Source organism: Streptococcus sp. WB01_FAA12 (assembly GCF_012843315.1).
Lineage (GTDB): Bacteria > Bacillota > Bacilli > Lactobacillales > Streptococcaceae > Streptococcus.
On sequence record NZ_JABAEX010000009.1, the window covers coordinates 61,872 to 85,495 of the forward strand.

Sequence of the window (23,624 nt, forward strand, 5' to 3'; positions counted from 1 at the left end):
TTTCTTCTAACTTAATGTTCTCTTATCATCAATGAGATAAATCGGTAACTCGAATCGCTTAATTCGCTTGCTCCCCAATCAGAGGATTGTAGGGCGCAATAATAATCGTTCGATTCGGATTTTTTAGAGATTCTAATATAGAAAGTAGCTCCTCAGAATTTTTGGGGGTCTAAGGAAGCAGTTGGTTCATCTGCGAGAATCAGAACTAACCTGCACTCCAAAAGTTCGACAGAGAAATGTCTAACTCTTAGAGTGCAGGTCAGCTCTCAGTACTTTATATCCTCACCTGTCTTTCTTCAGACCGCTGGCCTGTGACAAACATGGTAAAGGTTGCTTTGCAGACATTTCTGCCTTCTTGATTGGTAATATCGACATCCACGACACAGGTTGTGCGACCTTGATGGACACATTCTCCTTTAATGGTCAGCACATCGTCGAGTTTTCCTGCCTTGAGGTAGTTGATAGAGGACTGAAGCGTCACTCCATCTAGCCCTAGTGAAATGACCACCAAACCACTAATCTGATCACAAAGGGTAAAGAGATAGCCACCATGGGCATTGCCATAGTAGTTGAGCGACGAGTCCACTACTTTGGTCGTCACCACAACGTGACCATCTCTCATTTGTTCAATTTCGTAATTTTCAAAGGCAGATATAGCGTCAAAATGAAAATCTTTCATCGTTTCCTCCTGATAGTTCAAACGACACTATGATACTACTTTTTATAGGACTGTGCAAGGAGAAAGCTCCTAATCTGGGAAAATTCCAACCTGCTCAACAAAGCGCATAAAGGCTGCCTGTCCCTGCTCCGTTTGCTTGTAGACTCCGGCATCCTCAAGTACACGCGCAAAGATAGCACCCACAGAGTCCTTGACGATCTCAAGGGCTTTTTCTTTATCTTTTAGGTCTGGATGTTGGGCTTTGAGTTGGTCGGCCCATTCCTGGTGATAAGCGGAAACTGCTTCATCATCTCCTACAAGATAGCTGGCAACTTGCTCCACTTCTGCTTTCAAGCGAGGTGGTAAGATAGCCAAGCCCATGACCTCGATCAAGCCGATATTTTCCTTCTTGATATGTTGGACATCCTTGTGGGGATGATAGATGCCGTCAGGATGCTCTGGCGATGTCTGATTGTCCCGCAAGACCAAGTCCAACTCAAACTGACCATCACGCTTACGCGCAATCGGTGTGATGGTGTGATGCGGTGTCCCGTCTGTCTCTGCTAAAATCTGCACTGCAGGGTCTGAATACTGGCGCCATTCCTGTAAAATCTTGTCAGCCAAGTTGATCAAATCTTCTTTGGAATCCGAAGTCAAACGTAGCACTGACATAGGCCACTTGACAATCCCAGCCTTGACCTGCTCAAATCCAGCAAAGCAGAAAACCTTTTGCAAAGGAGCCATTTCCATAGGAAATACGTGACGGCCTCCTTGATAGTGATCATGGGTCAGGATAGACCCCCCCACAATCGGCAGATCAGCATTAGATCCAGCAAAATATCCCGGAAATTGCTCAACGATAGCCAGCAGACGCTCAAAGCTCTGACAGCTAATAGCCATGGGACGATGCTGACCGTCTAAGAAAATACAGTGCTCATTAAAGTAAGCATAGGGCGAATACTGGAATCCCCACTCCTGACCAGCCATTTCAAAACGGATAATGCGGTGATTGCTGCGAGCTGGGTGGTTTATCCGACCATGGTAGCCCTCATTCTCTAGACAGAGTTGACACTGGGGATAATTGCTAGCTTGCACCAACTTAGCCGCAGCAATCTCCTTAGGATCCTTTTCAGGCTTAGAGAGATTAATCGTGATTTCCAGTTCTCCGTAATCAGATGAAACACGATAAGCAATATTTTTAGCAATGGCCTTGAGTTTGATGTAGTCATTTTTCTGGCTAAGTTGGTAAAAGTCTGCTATTGCCTGTTCGGGAGATTGGGCATAGGTTGTCCAGAAGTCACGATTGACCTGACTTGGACAAGGTGTCACCAAGTCCATCAATTCAGCACCAAGGATTTCACGCGCAGTCTGACTATCCTCAATCATCTCTAATCGAACCGCTTCCTCGACTAGCTGGTCCTTGAGATCAATCAAATCATCTAGATCCGTCTCAATTTCCAAAACTCCTTCGCCCACCCGTGCTAAGACACGATTAGTCAGGTAGATTCGATCCATTTCCTCAAATGAACTTTCAGCAATGACTTCCGTGATAAATGCATCTAGAATTCCCTGACTCATTGATTCTCCTTCTTACTTTCTAAATAGTCTCTGACAGCATCTAAATCCTGAAAAACTTGTTCTGTTTTATTTAAGAAAGACTGTGCTGGCATTTTTAAGTCTGGAATACAAATAACTGGTATCCCAGCTCTATACGCTGCTTCAATCCCTGCTTCACTATCCTCTAATACTAAGCAATTCTCTGGTAAAACATTCAAATCAATACAGGCCTTTAAAAATATATCAGGGTAAGGTTTGCTTCGCTTTACATCTTTTGCAAAAACTAGATGGTCAAATAAGGACAGTATACCATTACTATCCAAAATCATTCTAGCTCTAGATTCAACACTTGAAGTTGCTAGAGCGATTGGAATACCTTCTCTTTGCAAAAAAGCAAGCAAATTTTTAGCACCTTTTTTTAAATTTACACCTTTGACCAATATTCGAGCTTCCAGTTCATAAACTTTTTCCAAGGTTTGGTCAAAGTTCCAAGGTAAATCATAGGTATCTAAAAATCGTTGAACATTCTCCTCTTCCCTATGTCCACTGTATTCTCTAGAATATGTTTCTTCTGTGAAAGGAATTCCAAAATCTTTAAGCAATTCTTGATAAACTTTTAGAGAAATGATCTCAGTATCAGCTAATAAGCCATCTAAATCAAATATTACAGCTTCCATTTACTTCTCTCCTAGTCTAAAACTCGAGTGCCACCTGCAACTTCAGCGATATAGAAGCTTGGAGCATATCCAACGACTTCTTCATAGCGCTTGCCAACAGCTGCTTTAAAGGCCTCAACAGCATCTTTTTGAACTAAGGCAATGGCACAGCCGCCAAATCCTGCCCCTGTCATACGAGCACCGAGAACACCTGCTTGAGCCCAAGCTGTGTGAACGAGGGTATCCAATTCCAAGCCAGTTACTTCATAGTCATGTTCTAGAGAAACGTGAGAAGCATTCATCAAACGACCAAATGTTTCCAAATCACCTGCTTGAAGAGCTGTTTGAGCTTTAAGGGTACGTTGGTTTTCAAGCACAGCATGGCGAGCACGTTTTAAACGATTTTCGTCTTTAATCAGATAGCTGTATTGGTCAAAAGCCCACTCATCCAATTCACCCAAGGTCTGAATATCCAAGGCAACTTGCAATTCTTCTACTGCTTTTTCACACTCAGCACGGCGTTCATTATACTTAGAATCTGCTAGTTCACGACGTTTGTTGGTGTTCATGATAACAACAACATTGTCCTTCAAATCAAGTTGCACCAAGTCGTACTCCAAGGTGTTGGTATCTAGGTAAATGGCACGTTGGTCAGCTCCCATACCGATAGCAAACTGGTCCATGATACCAGAGTTAACTCCGATAAAGTTATTTTCTGTTTGTTTTCCGATTTTAACCAAATCCAAACGGTCTAGTTTTAAATCAAAGAGATGCTCTGCCACAACACCAGTCAAAAGTTCCAAGGATGCTGATGAGGACAAACCAGCACCATTTGGGATATTCCCATAAACATAAAAATCAAACCCTTTGTCAATCACGTGCCCAGCTTCTTGCAAGAAATGAAGAACCCCTTTTGGATAGTTGGTCCAGCTGTGCTCTTTTTCAAATTTGAGGTCAGCTAGAGGAACTTCTATAATGCCCTTGTCCTCAAAGTTGGCTGAGTAGAAACGCAAGACTTGGTCGTCACGCTTGCGCGCTGCACCGTATGTCCCCAAAGAAATAGCCGCTGGAAAAACGTGACCACCGTTGTAGTCCGTGTGTTCGCCAATCAAATTGATACGACCTGGTGAAAAGAAAGTTTGGTCTGCTTCTTGACCAAAAACGGCAAGAAAGTCTTTGCGAAGGGCTTCAGCAGTAAGATGTTGTGTCATATGAATTCTCCTTTGACTGTCGTTAAGTCACCTTAACGTGTAATCGTTTTCTTCTATTGTATCCAAGGGATTTGCCAAGGTCAATCCTTTTTACTAAAGTTTTACTAAACAATCGGTAAAAAGAAGAAAAATATGATATACTAACCTAAAAGAAGGAGGATTTATGGCTACCTTAAAAGACATTGCACAGCTAGCCTCTGTCTCTATCGCGACCGTATCTCGTGTCCTCAATCGCGACCAGAGCCTATCTGTCACAGAAGAAACCCGACACCGCATTTTAACCGTCGCTGAAGAGCTGGGCTACACCAAACACCTCAAGACAGGCGAATCCCACAAACCCAAGCAGAAGATTGCCATTATCCAATGGGTCAGCGAACAAGGGGAATTGGACGACCTCTACTACTATCAGATTCGTCTCGGTATTGAAAAAAGAGCCCAAGAGTTGGACTATGATATCTTGCGCTATTTTAATGACCATCCTTTTACACTGAGCGAGGAAGTGATTGGCATTCTCTGCATCGGAAAATTTAGCCGAGCTCAGATTGCTGCCTTTGAAGAATACCAAAAACCTTTAGTCTTTATAGACAGCGATACCCTCTCACTAGGTCATACCTGTATTATCACGGACTTTTACACTGCTGTAAAACAAGTTGTAGACCATTTCCTCAGCCAAGGTATGAACCGTATTGGAATTCTCACAGGCCTTGAGGAAACAACCGACCAGGAAGAAATTATCCAGGATAAGCGACTAGAAAATTTCAAAGACATTACCCAAGCAAATGGTATCTACCATGAAGAACTGGTCTTTCAGGGGAGTTTTACGGCCCAGTCTGGTTATGACTTGATGAAGGAGGCCATTCACAAGTTGGGTGATAAACTCCCACCAGCCTTTTTCGCCGCCAGCGATAGTTTAGCCATCGGTGCCCTTCGTGCCCTTCAAGAAGCTGGAATTAGCCTACCAGACCGCGTCAGCCTCATTTCTTTTAACGACACTAGCCTGACCAAGCAGGTCTATCCTCCTCTTTCTAGCATTACCGTCTATACCGAGGAAATGGGCCGAGCAGGTATGGATATTCTTAATAAGGAAGTTCTCCATGGTCGCAAAATCCCTAGCCTAACCATGCTGGGCACCAGACTGACTTTGAGAGAGAGTACGCTGCCATAACTCCACAAATATACCAACGCAAAAAATCCTAATAGAGATTCTCAAATCTCCATTAGGATTTTCTTTTTTATTCCATCACAATCATAGCCTTAATCGTCTTGCGTTCATCCATATCTTTATAAGCCTGGTCAATATCTTCTAATCTATAGCTTGAAGTAAAGACGCGGCCTGGGTTGATATCGCCATCAAGGACTGCCTTCAGTAAGAACTGTTTGTTGTAAGTCGTTACAGAGGCTGCTCCGCCTGCTACCGTAATATTTTGAGCAAAAGTTGAACCAAGAGCTCGATTGCTATAGTGAGGAACTCCAACAAAGCCCAAACGACCACCATTGTGAAGGACACCAAGAGCCTGATCAACCGCTGCCTCAGTACCGACACACTCAAGAGCTGCATCTGCTCCTCCACCAAGAATTTCTCGAACCTTGGCAATTCCTTCTTCGTCACGTTCAGCCACAACAGCTGTCGCCCCTGACTCCAAAGCCATTTGTTGACGGTCTTCGTGACGACTCATGAGAACAATTTGAGATGCACCACGCATTTTAGCGGCGATAACAGCACATTGCCCAACAGCCCCGTCACCGATAACGACAACCTTATCCCCAGGTTTCACATCTGCCACACGCGCAGCATGATAGCCAGTTGGCATCACATCCGCAAGAGTCAAGAGGGATTTAAGCATACCTTCTGTATAATCAGAGGGCTGACCCGGAATTTTGACAAGAGCCCAGTTGGCATATTCGAAGCGCATATATTCTGCTTGCACCCCATCTGACCAGTTATTGCCAATATGACGATCACAGGTGCCATCATATCCTGCTCGACAGGCATCACATTCCCCGCATCCATGAGTAAATGGAGCAATAACAAAATCGCCAGGTTTAACGGTCGTCACTGCATTACCAATTGCCTCAACGATACCAATCGCTTCGTGCCCGCTATTCTGATGGCCTGTTTCAATATCTGGATTGCGATAGCTCCACAGATCAGAGCCACAAACGCAAGTGCGGACAATGCGGATAATAGCATCATCTGCCTCAATGATTTGCGGATGCTCCACTTCAATAAGACCAACCTGACCAGCTTTTGTATAAACTGTTTTCTTCATAGAACCACTCCTTTTCTATTGGTTTCTCACTTTTATTATACATCTTTTGTAGATTTTTGTTTGAAATCAGAATGAGTAAGGGCATAAAACTTATTACTCTTGTGCCTTCAAATAATTTTCTTGAGACACAAACTTATTCTATTCCGTATTGGTATTTTCCCTAGGAATTTCAAAAATAAAAAGAGAGAACCATGAACCTTACTGCTACTATAGCAGTGTTTTGTATTGCGTGAGTAGTAACGGTATCGCTAGATTGGAGTTTCACAGTAGCTTTTCTTCATTCTTGGTAATATCATAATGACCCACATGTGGACTCACCCCTTTCAGCAACTCTTGGACTATGGCAATGCCAATGGTTACGACGGGACATGATTTGGCTCATCTAAAATCTATCAGCTTATAGGAAATCAATGGTTGTAAGTTTCTCTTTGTGGGTCAAAAATGAATGAGTTCAAAAACAAATGCCAACTGCAAGATTTCTTATCTATGCCAACCTTTTTGAGCTTGAAAAATTACTCTACAATTCTACACTTTCTTAGTTTGCAATCAATCTCATTCAAGATAGGGGAATGATATAGGATTACCGGACAATGATACCTATTTACCATTCTCTCTAGCATCACGTTCTATACTGAGGAGGGGGACTGGGATGGTTTTAATATTCTCAACAAAGAAGTTCTTCACGGTTATAAAATCCCTAGAATGACCTTTAGAGAGCACACAAAACGATCTCATAAAGAGGCCGTTTTTTCTAGTGATGATGGTGGTGATGGTGTCCCGAGAGATGCTCTAGGTCATGCACATTCCGCTTGTGTTTGGCATGATTGCTTTGGCTGGCATCCACTTCGATAGTGATATTCTGCACACCTCTTTCTTCTAGGAGTTGACGCACTGCTTCTTTAGTTTTCATCATCTGCTCCCAGTCCTTGATACAGATGTGGACAATGGCGTCATTTTCCAGACCATCCATGGACCAAATACTGAGTTGATTAACACTTTTAACATTAGCTAGCGCTACTAACTCTTTCTCTAGCTCGGCAGTCTCGACCCCTTCAGGCACAGCATCTAAGAAAATTTTAAGTGTTGACCAAAAACGAGGAATGGCTTTCCAGAGGATAAAACTAGAAATTAAAAGAGACAAGAGTGGATCAAGAAAGTACCAATCTGTTACATACAAAACACAAGCAACCAGAATGACCGCTAGCCAACCTAGAATATCCTCTAAAAAATGCAAGGTCAGGATAGCTTCGTTCTTGGTCTGCCCCTTACGAACAATCAGACTAGCCAAGAGATTGATAAGAATCGCAATAACTCCCAACCACAGCATCCCTTGGTAGTTGACAGGCTGAGGGGATAGGAGGCGAGGAATATTCTCCAAGAGCATCATGACAGATCCTGTCAAAAGGATCAAGGCAGTCAGCATGGCGCCTAGCAGACTGAAGCGTTTATAACCAAGAGTATAACGTTTGTCTTCCTGACGATTGGAAATAGTTTCCAAACAAGCTGATAAACCTATGGCAAGAGCATCGCCCAAATCATGAACCGCATCCGCTAATACAGCACTTGAATTGAAGATAACCCCAAAAATAAATTCGACAACAGAAAATGATAGATTCAAGAAAAAGGCTAGCCAGATAGATGTTTTAGAACTCATTTCTCTCCCTCCTTTGGTATAATAGGTATATATACTTCTTTCATTTGTATTATCTAATAAAATCCAAAGAAAGGATAGAAGCAAACTGTCAGCCTTGTTCAGTTCTGAATAGTTTGCCTCAAGTGTCTATATGCAAAAAAGAGACCGTCGGGTTAGTAAGACGAAAAAAGCCATTTATCAAGCTTTTCTACAAGTTTTGAACGACAAGGGCTATGATGCCACTACTGTCCAAGATATCATTGACTTGGCAGATGTTGGGCGCTCGACCTTTTACTGTCACTACGAGAGCAAGGAACTGCTTTTAGATGAGCTCTGTCGCTACCTCTTTCATCATCTCTTTGAAAGGGAAGAACACTTGACTACAGAAGACTACCTCGCACATATCTTTTTACATTTTCAAAAAAACCAAGACCATGTAACCAGTCTTCTTTTTTCCAAAAACGACTACTTTCTCCGCCAACTACACAAGGAACTCGAACACCATGTTTACCCCATGGTAGCGGAGGATTTGCAAGAGGCCTATCCGAACATACCAGCCTCCTACCTCAAACATTTTGTAGTAACTAATTTTATCGAAACACTGACCTGGTGGCTAAAAAAAGGAAAATCTTATACAGAAGACCAAGTAGTGAGATTTTACTTAGATGTGATTGAGATGACTTCTACAAAATCACTTGATATCTAATCCTATTACGAAGAAAGGAATCAACCATGTTAACTTCTATTATCCTAGGAATTCTGACGATTGTACTAGCTCTCGGTTTTTCACTTCTCCATCTCGCGGCTGCTTTCGCAGCCATGAAAGAAAAAAACTACTGTCGGGGAAATATGTGTATCTTGGTAGGGAGCTGTCTCACCTCACTAGCTCTTGCTATCTTTTTCTTTATCCCGCTTGCAACTGTCGTCTTATGGATAGTGGGCTCTAGCATCATCTGCTACGGTGCTTACTGGAATGGGCAACAGCAAGAAAGTCAAAATATATCGCACCACATTATAAGGGGCACACTAGCGGCTTTGATCACGCTCTTGCTTATCTTACTCTAACACTAAAAATCCCATCTCGAATTATAGACGAGATGGGATTTTGTCTGCTGAGGAAAGTGGCTAGTAGCTACCACTGACTTTCCTCTCTTTTTATTTCTTCAACAAACCTTGTTCTTGTAGAAATTCCTTGGCTACTTGTTCTGCTGGTTTGCCTTCGACACCAACTTGATAGTTGAGCTGGCTCATCTGGCTTTCAGAAATTTTACCAGCCAGTTTATTAAGCACCGTTTCCAACTCTGGATGTTTCTTAAGAAGAGCTGCTTTCATCAGAGGAGCCCCTTGATAAGGTGGGAAGAGTTGCTTGTCATCTTCCAAAACCTGTAAATCATAACGTGCCAACTCTGCATCGGTCGAATAGGCATCCGTGATTTGAATATCGCCTGACTGAATTGCCTGATAGCGGAGGGCCGGCTCCATGGTCGCTACGTTGAGATTGAGACCATACATTGATTGCAAGCCCTTATTTCCATCCTCACGATCATTAAACTCGAGAGTAAATCCTGCCTTCAACTGTCCTTCCATTTTTTTCAAGTCCGAAATGGTCTTCAAGCCATATTCTTGAGCAATCTTTTTCGGAACAGCTACAGCGTAGGTATTTTGATAAGACATAGGTTTGAGATAAGCCAGATGATCCTGTTTGGCAATGCCATCACGCGCCACTTGATAAACCTGTTCTGGCTCATGCCCCACTTGAGGTGAGGGTTGAAGCAAACTTTCAGTCACCGTACCAGTAAATTCAGGATAGATGTCAATATCCCCTTTTTTCAGAGCTTCATAGAGGAAACTTGTCTTCCCAAAATTTGGTTTAACAGTCGCAGTCATACTGGTATTTTCTTCAATCAGCAACTTATACATATTGGCCAAAATTTCTGGTTCCGGTCCCAATTTCCCAGCAATCACCAAGTTTTCTTTCTCTTTTTGAGCTAAGAGGGCTGGGCTATAAGACAGACCCAGCAAGACCGTCATCAAGGCAAAACCAGAGAAAATCGTCCGCAATTTTGCTTTTTCCATCACTTTTAGTAGGAAGTTAAAGGCAATGGCCAGCACTGCAGAAGAAAGTGCCCCAATCAAAATCAGACTGGCATTATTACGGTCGATTCCTAGAAGAATAAAGGAACCCAGCCCCCCTGCCCCAATCAAGGCAGCCAAGGTTGCCGTACCGATAATCAAAACCGCTGCCGTCCGAATACCAGACATCATAACAGGCATAGCAAGTGGAATTTCAAATTTCTTGAGACGCTCCCATCTAGTCATCCCAAAGGCAATCCCAGCCTCCTGCAGACTCGGATCAATTCCCTTCAGCCCAGTGATGGTATTTTGTAAAATCGGAAAAATCGCATAAATCACTAGAGCTGTCAAAGCTGGCAAGGTCCCAATTCCCATCAAGGGGATAAAAAGTCCCAATAAAGCCAGAGACGGAATAGTCTGGAAAATTCCAGCAATCTGCAAGACCCAATCCGCCAACTTTTCATGATAGCGAAGATAAACAGCCAAGGGAATCGCAATAAAAATAGCTAGTAACAAGGTCAAAAGTGATAACTGCAAATGTTGAGATAGGGCTGTTACCCAATCACCAAAACGATCCTGAAAAGTTGATATCAAATTAGCCATAAACACTACCTCCAAACAAGTCTGCTACAAAGTCCGTGGCAGGCGCTTTTAAAATCGTCTCGGGATTCGCCACCTGACGAATCTCTCCATCCTGCAAAACAGCAATACGATCACCTAATTTCAATGCCTCATCCGTATCATGAGTTACGAAAACAGTTGTCATCCCAAACTCTTTATGCAATTCTTTCGTCAGAATCTGCAACTGTTTTCTCGAAATAGCATCCAAGGCTGAAAAAGGTTCATCCATGAGGAGAATCTTAGGCTGGCCAATCATAGCTCGGACAATACCAACTCGCTGCTGTTCTCCACCAGATAATTCGCTTGGAAGTCGATGCCCATACTCAGCTACTGGCAAGCCAACTTTTGCTAGAAGTTCTTCTGTTTTCTGAGCAATTTCTTCCTTACTCCAGCCTTTCATCTCAGGAATTAGAGAAATATTTTCCGCAACCGTTAGATTGGGAAACAGAGCAATGGCCTGTAAAACATAACCAGTAGAAAGACGAAGCTCACGCTCATCATAGTCTTTGATGCGCTTGCTATCCATATAAATATTTCCATCAGTTGGTTCCAAGAGACGGTTAATCATCTTGATCATGGTCGTCTTACCGGACCCAGAAGGCCCAACTAAAACCATAAATTCCCCATTCTCAATCCGTAAATTGACATCTCTCAAGACATCTTTTTCTGTATAGCGTAGCGCCACATTTTTGTATTCAATCATTCTCAGTCCTCATTTTAAAACTTTCCTCGGTTGATCAAGTTACCAAACTTTTAATAACTAATTTACCCCATTCTAAACCTCATTTTCCTTCTCTTTCAGATTGTCCAAAATGCGTTCCTGATAACTTTCAAACTGGCGAATTTCTTCCTCTGAGAAGCCTTTATAAAAAATCGCATCTAATTTTTGACTGACACGACTGCCAACTTCTTTCTGAGACCAACCACGCTCCGTCAACTTGACATATTTTTTTCTCTTATCTATTCCACAGGGGCTGATGATGACCAGGTTTTGCTCTTCAAGTTTCTTAATCATGCTTGTTAGTGTATTGTTGGCAAGACCAGTCGCCAGCGCAATATCTGTGGCCGTAGCGCATCCTGTCTCACTATTCCATAAAACAGTGAGAATCTTGCCCTGTTCACTCCGATAAAGGGCTTCAGGATCCTGATTCAGTAACTTTTGAAAAATCCGCCCATTCAACAAACGAATATGATGGGCTACTAAATGACTATCTTTCATGACTTCTCCAATTTATTTCTATATCGAATTATATTCCATTGTAATACTTATCATTCCATCTGTCAACTATTTCGATTTAGAAATAATTTCCACCAAACAAAAAAAGACCTCCTACCTAAAGTAGAAGATCTCTAATCTTGATCAACTTAATCTGTCATTTCGGATACCAGTGTTCGATGTTCCAGTGGTAGACTGCACATAACCAGCAAGAAGATGAATCCTGACTGAACCCAGAAGAGAGCCAAGTCAAAAATCCCATGTACAGCGACTACTGTAAGGAAAGAGAGATAAAGACCGATAATTGGTCGTTTACCAGACTCCTGACTCATATCCATCATCATGTGAACCGGGATAACAGAAGAAATGGATAGGAGAATGGTTCCAATCAAACCATAACTCAAAATAGTATCAATGTAAAGACTATGCGCGTGTTCGTGGTAGGGTGCATGGATTCTCGGATAGGAATTCATATAGGTCAGTGGACCCTCACCCCAGATCGGATTTTGTTTAAACAAAGTCATACCCGCATTCCAGATTGAAACACGCTCCTCCATTGAAGAATCTAGTGTTCCCATACGGACACCCAAATCGCTTGAGAAGAGGAAACAAAGGCCAATCCCGAAAACTCCAATACTGAGCCAGAAGGCACGCCAGTTTTTAATGGTTGTAAAGAGATAAATGATGGCACCAGCGATGATGGCAGGAAATGCTGTTCTATTTTGCGTAAAATTCAAACCAAATAGATTCACAAAACCTGCTAGCACACAAAAGACTTTCAACCATCTTAGCTTCGTCGTTGTATAGAGATAAAAGGCAATCATGATACAGAAGCAACAAATGATCCCATAGTAGTTAGGATTAAAGAAGGTCACCTCTGCACGGTTCTGGTGCCATACTTGCATATTGGGCGAAAGAAAGGCATAATTAAATTTCTTTACAATTTGGAAATGCTCCAAAGTAGCAAAAACAGCAGAGAGCACACTACCAAACAAGATTGTCTGCAGAATCAGTCGAAAGAAAGCATGTGTCAGACGTTTCTGGTAAAAACTAAAGAAAATAAGGAAGAGAAACATCAGTAAAGATGCAACCAATCCAAGCCAGTTCTTGGCGACGATGGAGATGATACTACTGTAGGCAATAAAAAAGAGAAGTACAGGATGTTTGGCCAATCCTTTGATAATCCCCTTCATCTCCCCAGTAATAAGTAAACCTATCAAATATAAAGCAAAGAGTGCTAAGAACAAATAAAAAGGTAAAAAGATACTCATGATCATCAGATACAAAAAGAAATCTTTTCTCGAAAGCCCTCTTATCTTATCCAGTAATCCAATTGATTTCAAAACGGATCCTTTCTGTTCTGGATTTCTCCAGAAGATAAATGCTAAACTATCTTTATATTCTACCATTTTTTCCGTCATTTGGGAACAATGAACACGTTTTCGCCACAAAAAACTCTTTCATTAATATAGCACTAGAACTGAATTTTGCTGCCATTTTCCAAAACGTGATAGGTCTGACTTTGCAAATCAATTTCTGCTACTGCTGTTACGGACTTGTCTTTATTTTGACGTTTGATTACAATGCTGTGAGCTGTTGGTGTTTCTATCTCAATAGTCCCTTCTAGGTCAAAGGCCTCTGATCGATTACGGAAAGAAAATAGATTGAGAAGAGACTTCACCACAGGACGTTGAACTTCTTCTGCTATTTCCTCATTGCTATAGTAATGACGATTAATATTTCGACCTTCTTTGGTTTCTTCTAATAATTTCAAGTCATTTTTTCCTGCTAATAGACCCACATAGTAAACCTGAGGAATACCTGGAGCAAAAGCTTGAATCAGACGAGCGAGGAAGTACTTGACATCATCATCTCCAAGCGCAGAATAGTAGGTTGAATTGATTTGGTAGATATCTAGATTGTTATACTCTGCACTAGAGTACTTACGTTTGACATTCGCTCCAACCTTATAGAGTTCATTTGAAGCATAGTCAATTTCCTCATCGGTCAGGATATCTTTGACATCCACCACTCCAATCCCATCATGAGTATCTAGTGTCGTAAATTGCTTCATCGGGCTCATCTTTAACCACTTAGCCAAACGCTCTGTTCTGGAACTGTAAAGAGTATAAAGGGTCACCATTGGAAGGGCAAAATCGTAAACATAGTAATCATGGTCCGCTATTTTAAACTGAATCGAATAGTGTTCATGAATCTCAGGTAGGAGCTCTGCACCGTACTCAGCTGCTATATCTCGAACTTTGTCCAATAAATTCCAAATATCTGGTTCCACAAAGAAATCATTGGTATCCAATTTCTTCACTGCATAAGCAAAGGCATCTAGACGAATCAAATCACAACCATTACTTGCCAGGTGCTGAATGGTCTTACGGATGAATGCCATCGTTACTTCTTTGGTCACATCAAGATCAATTTGCTCCTCACCAAAAGTATTCCACAAATGTTCTACTGAACCATCTGCAAAAAGAATCTCTTGCTTTGGTGCACGATCCTTACGCTTGTAAATTAAATCTACATCAGCTTGTGTCGGACGATTTTCTGGCCAAAACTTGTCCCAGTTTAAAAAGAGATCTTTAAATTCACTGGCTTCATGTTTTTCTTGATAGTCCTTATAGTACTTAGATTGACGAGAAATATGGTTAATCATAAAGTCAAACATAAGATAATATTTCTCGCCTAAACTCTTAACATCCTCCCAATCACCAAACGCTGGATCCACTTCATCATAGTCGACTGGTGCAAATCCACGATCACCTGTTGATGGGAAAAATGGTAGAAGGTGAACTCCCCCAATAGCATCGCCAAAATGTTCTTCCAAATTCTCATACAGGTCTTTAAGGTTATTTCCAAGACTATCTGAGTAAGTAATCAACATAGTTTTATTTTGAATGGTCATAAATGTTCTCCTTTTTCTGATGAAAGCCAAGTCTCATATGACCTGGCTTCGTAAATAAAAGATATTTTTAGATTTTTGTTCACATTGAACTCGTACTAAACTGCAAGCAACTAAGTACGACTTTCTTGTTTTCTACATAGAATTGTCAATAAGCTAAACCGTTCATCTGTGTATGGAATTATAGATTCCCTAAGCACTTCTTACTTCACTGCTCCGTTACTCATTCCTGAAATGATATGTTTTTGGAAGATGAGATAGACAATGGTTATCGTTACAATTCCCACAATATAAGATGCAAAACTTGGGCCATAGTCATTGAAGTACTGACCTTGGTAGTTGTACTGGAAGAGAGGTAAAGTCCACATCTTGGAATCCTTATTCAGAATCAAGAGTGGCAACATAAAGTCATTCCAGAACCAGAGAGCATTGATAATCAAAGTTGTCGCATGCATGGGCTTCAACATTGGAAAAATGATTCGACGATAAATTGTAAAACGATCAGCCCCATCGATTTCCGCAGCTTCATCCAAACTATCTGGTACACTGATTTTTATATAACCGACATACAAGAAGAGAGTCTGTGGAATAGCATAAGTTAGGTAGAGTATTACTAGCCCCCACATATTTGCTAGACCTAGTTTACTCATCATAACTGTGATGGGAATCATAATCACCTGAAATGGAACAAATATCCCTAAGATCAAGAGCGAATACATAATTGCAAAGGCTTTTTTCTTGGACATATTTCGAGCAATGGAATAAGCTGCAGCTGGTATAAAGAAAGCTACTACAATCAATGATAACACCGTAATAACAGCTGAATTCCAGAAATAGCCTCCAATCCCATCCGAAATCAAGCGTTCATAATTACTTAATGTAAAAGGATTAGGCAAACTAAAGAAATGATTCATGATATCCTTAGTTGTTTTGAAAGAACTAAATACTGTTACCAACAAAGGAACAAGTATAAGAATACCACCGACTATCAAGAGGACATATTTCCAAAACTGATTCAATTTTTCTTCTTTTTTCATGTGTAGGACTCCTCTATTAGATTTCAAATTTCTTAGATAGCTTGATTTGGATAAGAGAAACAATTCCAATAATTAAGAATAAAATCAAGGCAATTGCATTCGCATATCCATATTGATTACTCTTGAAGGCATAGTTGTAGACTAAAAGTCCAAGAGACGTTGTAGCATTATTTGGACCACCACTTGTCAATGCAAAAATCTGGTCAAAGGCTGTCAAACCGGACTTAAGAGCCAGAATAAAAACTATAGAAATCGTTGGCAATAAATAGGGCAATTCAATCTTCCAAAAAGTTTGTTTACTTGTTGCACCATCAATTGATGCAGCCTCTAAAATATCATTTGGAATACTCTGAAGACCAGCAAGAAAGAGAATAATTGGCATTGCTACTCCTTGCCATAGAAGAACAAAAATAGTTGCCACTACCGCTCCGACAGGTGTTCCTAATAGACTCTCTTGTAAAAAACCAATCCCTAAAATTCTTCCAATCGTTGGAAGACCATAGTTGAAGAATTGTTTAAAAATCAAAGAAACTGTCAAACCAGATAAAACAGCTGGGAAAAAGAACCAAGCTCTAAAGAAGGTCTGCCCCTTCATCTTAGAATTTAAGGCTCGTGCCACAACCATCCCAATCGTGATCTCTCCAATAATCAATGCCAGAGTTAAAATCAAAGTAAAGGCTATAGCTGTGAAGAATTTCCCATCAATCATCAGCAATTTGTAGTTATTCAAACCAACAAATTTGTAATTATAGGTCAATCCAGTCCAGTTAGTAAAACTATAGAAAGCACCTTGCACCATCGGAAAGTAAAAGAAGACAGCTTGTAAAGCAAGCGGGATGAGCAAAAAAGTCCAACCCCAGTATTTATTTAAAAATTTTCGAATAGCCATATCATCTTAACTCCTATTCTAGTCCAAATCTGCCTTCATTGGATTAAAGAAAGCATTGAGATTGTTTGCCATATTTTTCAGATTTTTATCCATCAAGTAACCCGCACTTAGATTAAAAAAATCTTCTTCAGAATTCCAGTGTTGGCCCAACCAAACATAATGTTTGTCAGTAAATGCCAGTTTAGAAATCTCTGTAAGCGCTGAGTCTTCTTTTTCCTGTATGCCTTTTACAGCAACTGGTGATCCATCTACATCATAATATGACTGCATAGCTTTTGGACTAGTCATATAGCTGATAAATTCTTCGGTTTCTTTCGGATGTTTAGTAGTAGCCGAAGTTGATAATGCCATGTCCCCTGCACCAACAGTAACTTCTTTTCCTACTTGTTCTCCTGGGAAGGCAAACATCCCCACCTCAAATTTTGGATCCTGTTGATTAATTGCCGCTAATGCCCACGATCCTTGTGGCATCATCAAAGCTGTTTCACTCGAAAATGCTACCACCGCATCATTATAAGAAGCACCACGCCAACCATCTTGAGCATTATCTGCCAATAAATCTAGTCGTTCTGCATCGGCTTTTAAAATAGCATCATCTGCAGAGATAGCGTTCGGTTTTGAAAAGCGAAGATAGTTATTAGCTGCGTCTCCACTGCCTGTAAGGGTAATGAGAGAAAGTTGGTGGTAACCATTTAATGTCCAGCCTTCATTGCCTGCAACTGCAAACGGAGAATGCCCACTATCTTTTATCTTTTTAACAATCTCTTGAAACTCTTTAAAAGTCTTCGGTTCCTCAAGTCCTAATTCTTTGAACTTCGTTTTATTGTAATAGATTCCATAAAGGTTAGCCGTTAAAGGCACACTATAAACCTTGTTATTGATTGCATACTTTTCAGCATAGTCGTTCTTGATGTTCTCAAGATAAGATTTCCCTGTCATATCTGCAAAATAACCTGCTTTTGCCCACTCCTGAAAATCCATATTTTGAGGATAGATATTAATAATATCTGGAACATCTCCTGATAAAATCCGAGTTTTCAGAACAATTCCAGCTGCGGGTACTGTAGTCAGCTTCACATCAATTTTAGGGTGTTCCTTTTCAAAATCATCCACTATCCTTTGCAAGGTATCCGCCATCTCGGTCTTCTGGTTAAAAAACTCAATCGTTACCTTGCCATCAGTTGACTCCTCTTGGCTACTGCAAGCTGACAGTCCCAAAAGGCAGAGTCCTGTAGTAGCAATTAAGCTCATCTTTTTATACCATCTCATGATTTTATCTCCTTATCTTCTAATGAAATGTAACTGCCTGCTGAGATAATCTCCCTGCGGAAGCTCCATAGTAATACCCGCATACATGAGTTCTGCACCTGAGTAAACTACACCATTTTCCTGTAATTCATACCGTCCCTCTTCATCCAAATCTTTTAACTTTAAAGTTGTTTCCATTGTTTCCACAACTGATAAGACTCGGACGTAGGTTACAATCGTTTGATTTCCATAGTTAAATTGTACAGCTGCTTCATTGGATTCAGCATCTGGATTGATTAACCTATACTGGTTTCCCAACTGGACTACTGGTCGCAATTCTTTATACAAGTTCACCTGATTAGCAATCTCAGCCCTCTCTTCATCTGATAAACTTGTCAAATCAAGCTCATAGCCCAGATTTCCCATCATTGCCACATGACCACGAGTTTCCAATGGTGTCATTCGTTCCATCTGATGATTTGGTACTGCTGACACATGAGCTCCCATGGAAATGGTTGGATAGAGATAGGATGAGCCGTATTGAATTGGTAAACGTGCTATGGCATCAGTATTATCACTAGCCCAGACTTGTGGGAAATAGCGCATCATACCAAGATCATTTCTGCCACCACCACCAGAGCAGGACTCAAAGAGAATATGGCTGTGCTTCTCTGTCAGATAAGAAACTAGTGCGTAAAGTCCCAACATATACTGATGAGACTGCATCTGTGTCTCTAGATAGTTCGAACCATTCCCCAGATTAGTAATATTACGATTCATATCCCATTTGATGTAGTCAATTTTATGATGAGAGAGGAGTTCATATAAAACATTTTTCAAGTATTCTACTACCTGAGAATTCGCAAGATTAAGTACTAATTGATTTCTAGAATAGGTATGCTCATATCCTAGAACCTGAATAGCCCAGTCAGGATGTTTACGATACAAATCACTATCAACAGAAATCATTTCAGGTTCTAACCAAAGCCCAAACTGCAAACCTCTTTCATGGATAGCTGAAATCAGACTTTCTAGGCTTCCACCCAGTTTTTTCTCATTAACAACCCAATCACCTAAAGCACGATTATCATCAAAGCGATTGCCAAACCACCCATCATCTAATACAAAAAGTTCAATTCCAACTTTCTTAGCCTCATCTGCCAACTCTAACAGTTTTTCTCTCTGAAAGTCAAAGTAAGTTGCTTCCCAGTTATTGATTAGAATTGGACGTTCTTTTTTAGAAAACTGACTTGGCATAATGTGCTTAAGTACAAAATTTTGACTTTCATGGCTAATACCAGTTAATCCTTGATCTGAAAAGGTCACTAAAGCTACCGGTGTTTCAAAATTTTCCTCAGGATTTAACTTCCAAGAAAAGTTTTCCGGGTTAATGCCAATAGCCACCCGAACTTCATTCAATTGATTCTTTTGAACAAAAGCTTCAAAGTTTCCACTATACAGTAGTTGCAGGGCAAACACATTTCCAGCATCCTCTGTGACTCCTTGATCACATAATAGAAGAGCTGGTGTTTGAGCATGACCAGAAGCACCACGGTTCGAACTAATTGAAAAGATTCCTTGTTCTACCTGTTGACGTCGGACAGTCTTTTCACGAGCATAAGCTCCCTGTAAAGTCACTATTTCGTAAGCTGCAGCAGGAAAATCAGCCATAAAAGAAAAGTCCTTATGGATGACAACTTCCTGATTACTATTATTTTCCAATTTGCTGTAGCTAGCAATTGTCGCATCATTATCAAAAGCAGTATAATACAAAGTAAGACTAAGTTGAGCCTTAGAATCTTTTAAAATCAAGGCAAGAGTCTCTGTATCGTCCATGCTGTGTGGAGAAGGTAAACCCTGTGGACCATTCTGACCTTTTAAAATCCTTGCTTCTACAAATCGAAAGTCCGTTACTTCAGTTGCATTGTGCTGAACCTGTAAGGTTGGTCTTCTAAAGTCACCCAAACCATGTTGTCCAAAAATCTGACGTTGCGTATCCAAACTAAAGGTTCGATTAGTAGCTGTTGGATTACCTGAAAAAGCATGATCGCGTTCATAAACACTATTGGCACCATTATAGTTCTTAATAGTCTTTCCTAAATGTTTTAATAACAAGAACCCGTCCCTATTTTCAATAATCAAACTTAGACCTTTACTCTCAACGTAAAATAGATTATTCTCTATTCGAACTCCCATATATTTCACCTCTTCGATTTCTTGATAAAATTTTATCACATAAAAGCGCTTTCTAAAATAGAGAAATGTCTACAAAGTATGGTAAAATGTTAGGTAGGAGGTGGCACATGCTCGTTTTTTCAGAATACCAGACTGGAACAATTGATCTTTCGCTTAGCTTTTACGGTTATGAAGAATGTACGCCTAACTACTCTTTTGGCCCAGCTATTCGAGATACCTATGTACTACATTACATTACTAAAGGAAAAGGTCAATTCCATTATAAGGGTAAAATTGTTGATTTAAAGGCAGGAGATTTCTTTTTACTAAAACCAGATGAATTAACCTTCTATCAAGCAAATAGCCAGGATCCTTGGGCTTACTACTGGTTGGGGATTACTGGAGGGAGGGCACCTGACTATTTTGCTCTGTCTCAAATTTCTGATCAATCCTACCTCATCCAATCAAAAAACTGTCATACACATACAACTGCAAAACTCGTTGATAGTATTGTCCGTTTCGCTCAGATAACAAAATCAAACGAACTAGCACAACTCCATATCATGGGGCAACTCCATGAACTAATGTTTCATCTAGGAACTATTGCTCCCAATCAGAAAAAAGAGAATATTTCATCAACCCACCAACTCTATCTTGACTGCAAACGATTGATAGATAGTCACTACCCTCGATCACTCACCATTCAAGATTTAGCAAAAGAGCTATCGGTTCATAGAAGTTACTTAACTAGTGTGTTTAAAGAATTTCACCAACTCTCTCCAAAAGAATATTTGCTTTTCGTTCGAATGAATCGTGCGCAACAGTTACTAGAACATACCAACGAAACGATCAAAGTCATTGCATACTCCGTGGGTTTTTCAGATCCTCTTCATTTCTCAAAAGCCTACAAGCAGTTTTTTCATAAAACACCGAGTCAAACTCGAAAAGAATTCTCTCACTCCCTCTTAGCTAGAAAGGAAAGTCAATGAAATCACACCAACTAGTCTACCAAATATTAGCTAGAAAAAACGACTATGTTAGCGGAGAAAAAATTGCAGAAGAACTGTCGTTAAGTCGTACATCCATCTGGAAAGCAATCCAACGCCTCCAACAAGAGGGGCTCGTGATTGACAGTATCAAAAATAGAGGATACAAGCTTATTCAAGGCGATCTGATATTGCCTGATTTGATTCAAGATAAAACCAACTTAATCATTCTCTACAAACCTGAAACAAAATCTACTCAAACAGATGCAAAAGAAGGTATTGAAGGTGGAAGCCAGGGAAATAGTCTCTATCTTTCTACATGTCAAACAGCAGGTCGTGGTCGCTTTCAACGCCCTTACTACTCTCCTGCTCAGGGAGGTATTTATATGTCATTACATATTCAGCCAAATCTCGCCTATGACCAGCTTCCTGCCTACACATTACTTACAGCAGGTGCCATTTACAAAGCTATTAAAAACCTCACCTTGATTGACGTGGGTATCAAATGGGTAAATGATATCTACTTTAAAAATAAAAAAATAGCAGGTATCCTCACCGAAGCCATGACATCCGTGGAAACAGGCCTAGTAACAGACGTCATTATCGGCGTTGGAATCAACTTTGCCATCAGGGATTTTCCCAAAGAGATAAAAGAAAAAGCTGGAAGTCTCTTTACACCACCAGCTCCTATCACACGAAACGAACTAATCTCAGAAATTTGGCGTTGTTTCTACCAAACAGCACCCGAAGAACTACTCTATCTTTATAAAGAACACTCTCTCGTCATAGGAAGAGAGGTCAGTTTTATCCAAGAACAGACTGAAAAAAAAGGAGTCGCCAAGGACATCTCCGACAAAGGGCAACTCCTTATCCAGCTTGATGATCAGACAGAAATCTGGCTCCATAGTGGTGAAATCTCACTCACTAGCTGGACTTAACAATGGCACTATATGCAACTAGCAACATATAGTGCTTTTTGAATGTAGAAAGCAACTGATATATAAATAGCTAGCTTCCTACCAGCACTTTACAGGTGGAATAGCTTTCGAGGCATTCTTTTTATATGCCGTGCTATGTACCAAAGAAGCTCCATAGCAGTGATTCTCATATCCAAGCATAATCAATGGCAGCGCAAAAACTTTAACAGCATACAAAAGCAGCCAAAACATAAAGACTTCAGCTTTTATATTTACCAAATCTTTACTAAACATCTCGTACAGGAACCATGCATTTAAAGCCATATTGAAGAGACTTGCTAACGTTGCTGAGACTATATTGGTTTTCAATTTTGGATGATAACATTTAGCCACATATAAGGCCAATATTGAAATATTATAAAGGCAAATCGGTTGATAATTTTTCCTATAAATAACTATCGTCTTACGATTATAAAAAAAGAAACCATGAGGTCCACGATGATAGTCATTAATCCAGACATGGCTAAGACCTTTAATCTCATCCCAAGCTATAAATAAATCAATTTTTCTTAGGTAAATCCCAGTTTTATGGATTAAACACTTCCATTTGAACATGAAAGATAAAAGAAAAGTAAGGAGCAAAACCGCAACCGTAACAATCCTCAACTCCTCTTGCCCAATAATCAAGGATAGGTTAAAAAAGCGAATTTGCGCTTTTTTTGCATCTAAGAACATTGAAATCACAGTTAGAAATACTACAAAGATAAATAGCATAAATCTATAAAAAATACTATAAAATTTTACTCCATTTTTCATCTCAATTATCCCCCAGCCACTTAAAGTCCCTAACTCTAGTATACCACTAAGTCTAGTCTATTTATGATTTTTTCTAGTATGAAAGTTACTGAAACAGCATTAGATAATAGAGCTCTATAATTCTGTAGTGAGTAAAACCACTATGGAGATTATGAAGCGTAGAAAAAAGTCCCAAAAGATCTATAATGAAAAGCGATCAAACCATCATTAGAAAGAATCATATGGAACAATTACATTTTATCACAAACCTACTCAATATTAAAGACCCTAATATCCAAATTATGGATGTTGTTAATAGAGATACATACAAGGAAATTATTGCTAAACTGGACTACGACGCCCCATCTTGTCCTGATTGCAAGCCAAATGAAGAAATATGACTTTCAAAAACCATCTAAAATTCCTTCCCCTGAAACAACTGCTATGCCTACCAGAATTCTCCTTAAAAAGCGTCGTTTCAAGTGCTATCAGTGTTCGAAAATGATGGTCGCTGAGACTTCTCTCGTCATGAAAAATCACCAAATCCCTCGTATTATCAACCAAAAAATTGCTCAAAAGTTGATTGAAAAGACGTCTATGACTGATATTGCTTATCAGCTGGCCATTTCAACTTCAACTGTTATTCGAAAGCTCAATGACTTTCACTTTAAACATGATTTTAACCGAACTGTTCTTGAGGGAAGAACACAAGCTGTTATCCGAAATCATTTTCTGCGATACGATAGAGCTGTCCAGGTTCTTGACCTG

At 40.2% G+C, this 23,624-nt stretch carries 21 protein-coding genes and 2 pseudogenes; 6 read left to right on the forward strand and 17 right to left on the reverse strand.

Going from position 1 to position 23,624, the window contains the following annotated elements; translation table 11 throughout:
- Positions 1-58: 58 nt before the first annotated feature.
- The 5 genes and pseudogenes from HF881_RS09130 to HF881_RS09150 form a co-directional block, all read right to left on the reverse strand.
- Positions 59-203: pseudogene (locus tag HF881_RS09130) on the reverse strand (ABC transporter ATP-binding protein); the annotation flags it as partial.
- A gap of 71 nt (positions 204-274) precedes the next feature.
- Positions 275-679 carry a PaaI family thioesterase gene (locus HF881_RS09135; protein ID WP_000651224.1) on the reverse strand — a complete coding sequence of 135 codons (405 nt, stop codon included), beginning with the start codon at positions 677-679 and terminating at the stop codon, positions 275-277.
- 69 nt (positions 680-748) lie between these two features.
- Positions 749-2,236, reverse strand: a complete 1,488-nt coding sequence (locus tag HF881_RS09140) for a UDP-glucose--hexose-1-phosphate uridylyltransferase (RefSeq protein ID WP_169447232.1) — start codon at positions 2,234-2,236, stop codon at positions 749-751.
- Complete coding sequence (locus tag HF881_RS09145; RefSeq protein ID WP_169447233.1) at positions 2,233-2,892, reverse strand: HAD family phosphatase; 660 nt, start codon at positions 2,890-2,892, stop codon at positions 2,233-2,235. Before HF881_RS09145 ends, HF881_RS09140 begins: the two co-directional genes overlap by 4 nt.
- An 11-nt stretch (positions 2,893-2,903) precedes the next feature.
- Entirely contained in the window at positions 2,904-4,082 is a 1,179-nt protein-coding gene (locus tag HF881_RS09150) for a galactokinase (RefSeq protein ID WP_169447234.1), read from the reverse strand.
- Positions 4,083-4,245: 163 nt separating this feature from the next.
- Between HF881_RS09150 and galR the strand changes: the two genes are divergently transcribed.
- Positions 4,246-5,247 (forward strand): DNA-binding transcriptional regulator GalR, encoded by a 1,002-nt coding sequence (gene galR / locus HF881_RS09155; protein ID WP_169447235.1) that lies wholly within the window; start codon positions 4,246-4,248, stop codon positions 5,245-5,247.
- Positions 5,248-5,314: 67 nt separating this feature from the next.
- On the opposite strand, the gene HF881_RS09160 is transcribed toward galR, so the two are convergent.
- Together HF881_RS09160 and HF881_RS09165 are read right to left on the reverse strand one after the other, a co-directional pair.
- A complete protein-coding gene (locus tag HF881_RS09160) occupies positions 5,315-6,352 on the reverse strand; it encodes an alcohol dehydrogenase catalytic domain-containing protein (protein WP_169447236.1) in 1,038 nt (345 codons plus the stop codon).
- A gap of 751 nt (positions 6,353-7,103) precedes the next feature.
- Complete coding sequence (locus HF881_RS09165) at positions 7,104-8,006, reverse strand: cation diffusion facilitator family transporter (protein ID WP_169447237.1); 903 nt, start codon at positions 8,004-8,006, stop codon at positions 7,104-7,106.
- Positions 8,007-8,136: 130 nt separating this feature from the next.
- Here HF881_RS09165 and HF881_RS09170 point away from each other — a divergent pair, with 130 nt between their 5' ends.
- Complete coding sequence (locus HF881_RS09170; protein ID WP_169447238.1) at positions 8,137-8,691, forward strand: TetR/AcrR family transcriptional regulator; 555 nt, start codon at positions 8,137-8,139, stop codon at positions 8,689-8,691.
- Between the two features lie 26 nt (positions 8,692-8,717).
- Complete coding sequence (locus tag HF881_RS09175; protein ID WP_169447239.1) at positions 8,718-9,050, forward strand: glucuronide permease; 333 nt, start codon at positions 8,718-8,720, stop codon at positions 9,048-9,050.
- 90 nt (positions 9,051-9,140) lie between these two features.
- Here the strand turns inward: HF881_RS09175 and HF881_RS09180 are convergent, their stop codons facing one another.
- From HF881_RS09180 to HF881_RS09220, 9 genes are all read right to left on the reverse strand, one after another.
- Positions 9,141-10,661, reverse strand: a complete 1,521-nt coding sequence (locus tag HF881_RS09180) for an ABC transporter permease/substrate-binding protein (protein WP_169447240.1) — start codon at positions 10,659-10,661, stop codon at positions 9,141-9,143.
- A complete protein-coding gene (locus HF881_RS09185) occupies positions 10,654-11,382 on the reverse strand; it encodes an ABC transporter ATP-binding protein (protein ID WP_169447241.1) in 729 nt (242 codons plus the stop codon). Before HF881_RS09185 ends, HF881_RS09180 begins: the two co-directional genes overlap by 8 nt.
- 72 nt (positions 11,383-11,454) lie before the next feature.
- A complete protein-coding gene (locus HF881_RS09190; protein WP_169447242.1) occupies positions 11,455-11,898 on the reverse strand; it encodes a MarR family transcriptional regulator in 444 nt (147 codons plus the stop codon).
- A gap of 146 nt (positions 11,899-12,044) precedes the next feature.
- Positions 12,045-13,238: an O-antigen ligase gene (locus HF881_RS09195; RefSeq protein WP_169447264.1), complete on the reverse strand. Its 1,194-nt coding sequence runs from the start codon at positions 13,236-13,238 to the stop codon at positions 12,045-12,047.
- Between the two features lie 131 nt (positions 13,239-13,369).
- The gene (gtfA, locus tag HF881_RS09200) at positions 13,370-14,812 is read right to left on the reverse strand and encodes a sucrose phosphorylase (RefSeq protein WP_169447243.1); all 1,443 of its coding nucleotides are present in this window, start codon (positions 14,810-14,812) and stop codon (positions 13,370-13,372) included.
- A gap of 200 nt (positions 14,813-15,012) precedes the next feature.
- Entirely contained in the window at positions 15,013-15,846 is an 834-nt protein-coding gene (locus HF881_RS09205; protein ID WP_000711270.1) for a carbohydrate ABC transporter permease, read from the reverse strand.
- A 16-nt stretch (positions 15,847-15,862) separates the two neighbouring features.
- Positions 15,863-16,735 (reverse strand): sugar ABC transporter permease, encoded by an 873-nt coding sequence (locus HF881_RS09210; RefSeq protein ID WP_169447244.1) that lies wholly within the window; start codon positions 16,733-16,735, stop codon positions 15,863-15,865.
- A gap of 18 nt (positions 16,736-16,753) precedes the next feature.
- Positions 16,754-18,004 carry an extracellular solute-binding protein gene (locus tag HF881_RS09215; protein WP_169447245.1) on the reverse strand — a complete coding sequence of 417 codons (1,251 nt, stop codon included), beginning with the start codon at positions 18,002-18,004 and terminating at the stop codon, positions 16,754-16,756.
- A gap of 12 nt (positions 18,005-18,016) precedes the next feature.
- Positions 18,017-20,179, reverse strand: coding sequence for an alpha-galactosidase (locus HF881_RS09220; RefSeq protein ID WP_169447246.1), 2,163 nt, complete (start codon positions 20,177-20,179; stop codon positions 18,017-18,019).
- Positions 20,180-20,286: 107 nt separating this feature from the next.
- Between HF881_RS09220 and HF881_RS09225 the strand changes: the two genes are divergently transcribed.
- Entirely contained in the window at positions 20,287-21,147 is an 861-nt protein-coding gene (locus tag HF881_RS09225) for an AraC family transcriptional regulator (RefSeq protein ID WP_169447247.1), read from the forward strand.
- Entirely contained in the window at positions 21,144-22,082 is a 939-nt protein-coding gene (gene birA, locus HF881_RS09230; RefSeq protein ID WP_169447248.1) for a bifunctional biotin--[acetyl-CoA-carboxylase] ligase/biotin operon repressor BirA, read from the forward strand. The genes HF881_RS09225 and birA overlap by 4 nt, the downstream gene beginning before the upstream one ends.
- 78 nt (positions 22,083-22,160) lie before the next feature.
- Here the strand turns inward: birA and HF881_RS09235 are convergent, their stop codons facing one another.
- Positions 22,161-22,877: a hypothetical protein gene (locus HF881_RS09235; protein ID WP_169447249.1), complete on the reverse strand. Its 717-nt coding sequence runs from the start codon at positions 22,875-22,877 to the stop codon at positions 22,161-22,163.
- Between the two features lie 221 nt (positions 22,878-23,098).
- On the opposite strand from HF881_RS09235, the pseudogene HF881_RS09240 reads away from it, so the two are divergent.
- A pseudogene (locus HF881_RS09240) lies at positions 23,099-23,612 on the forward strand (transposase family protein); the annotation flags it as partial.
- Positions 23,613-23,624: the final 12 nt, after the last annotated feature.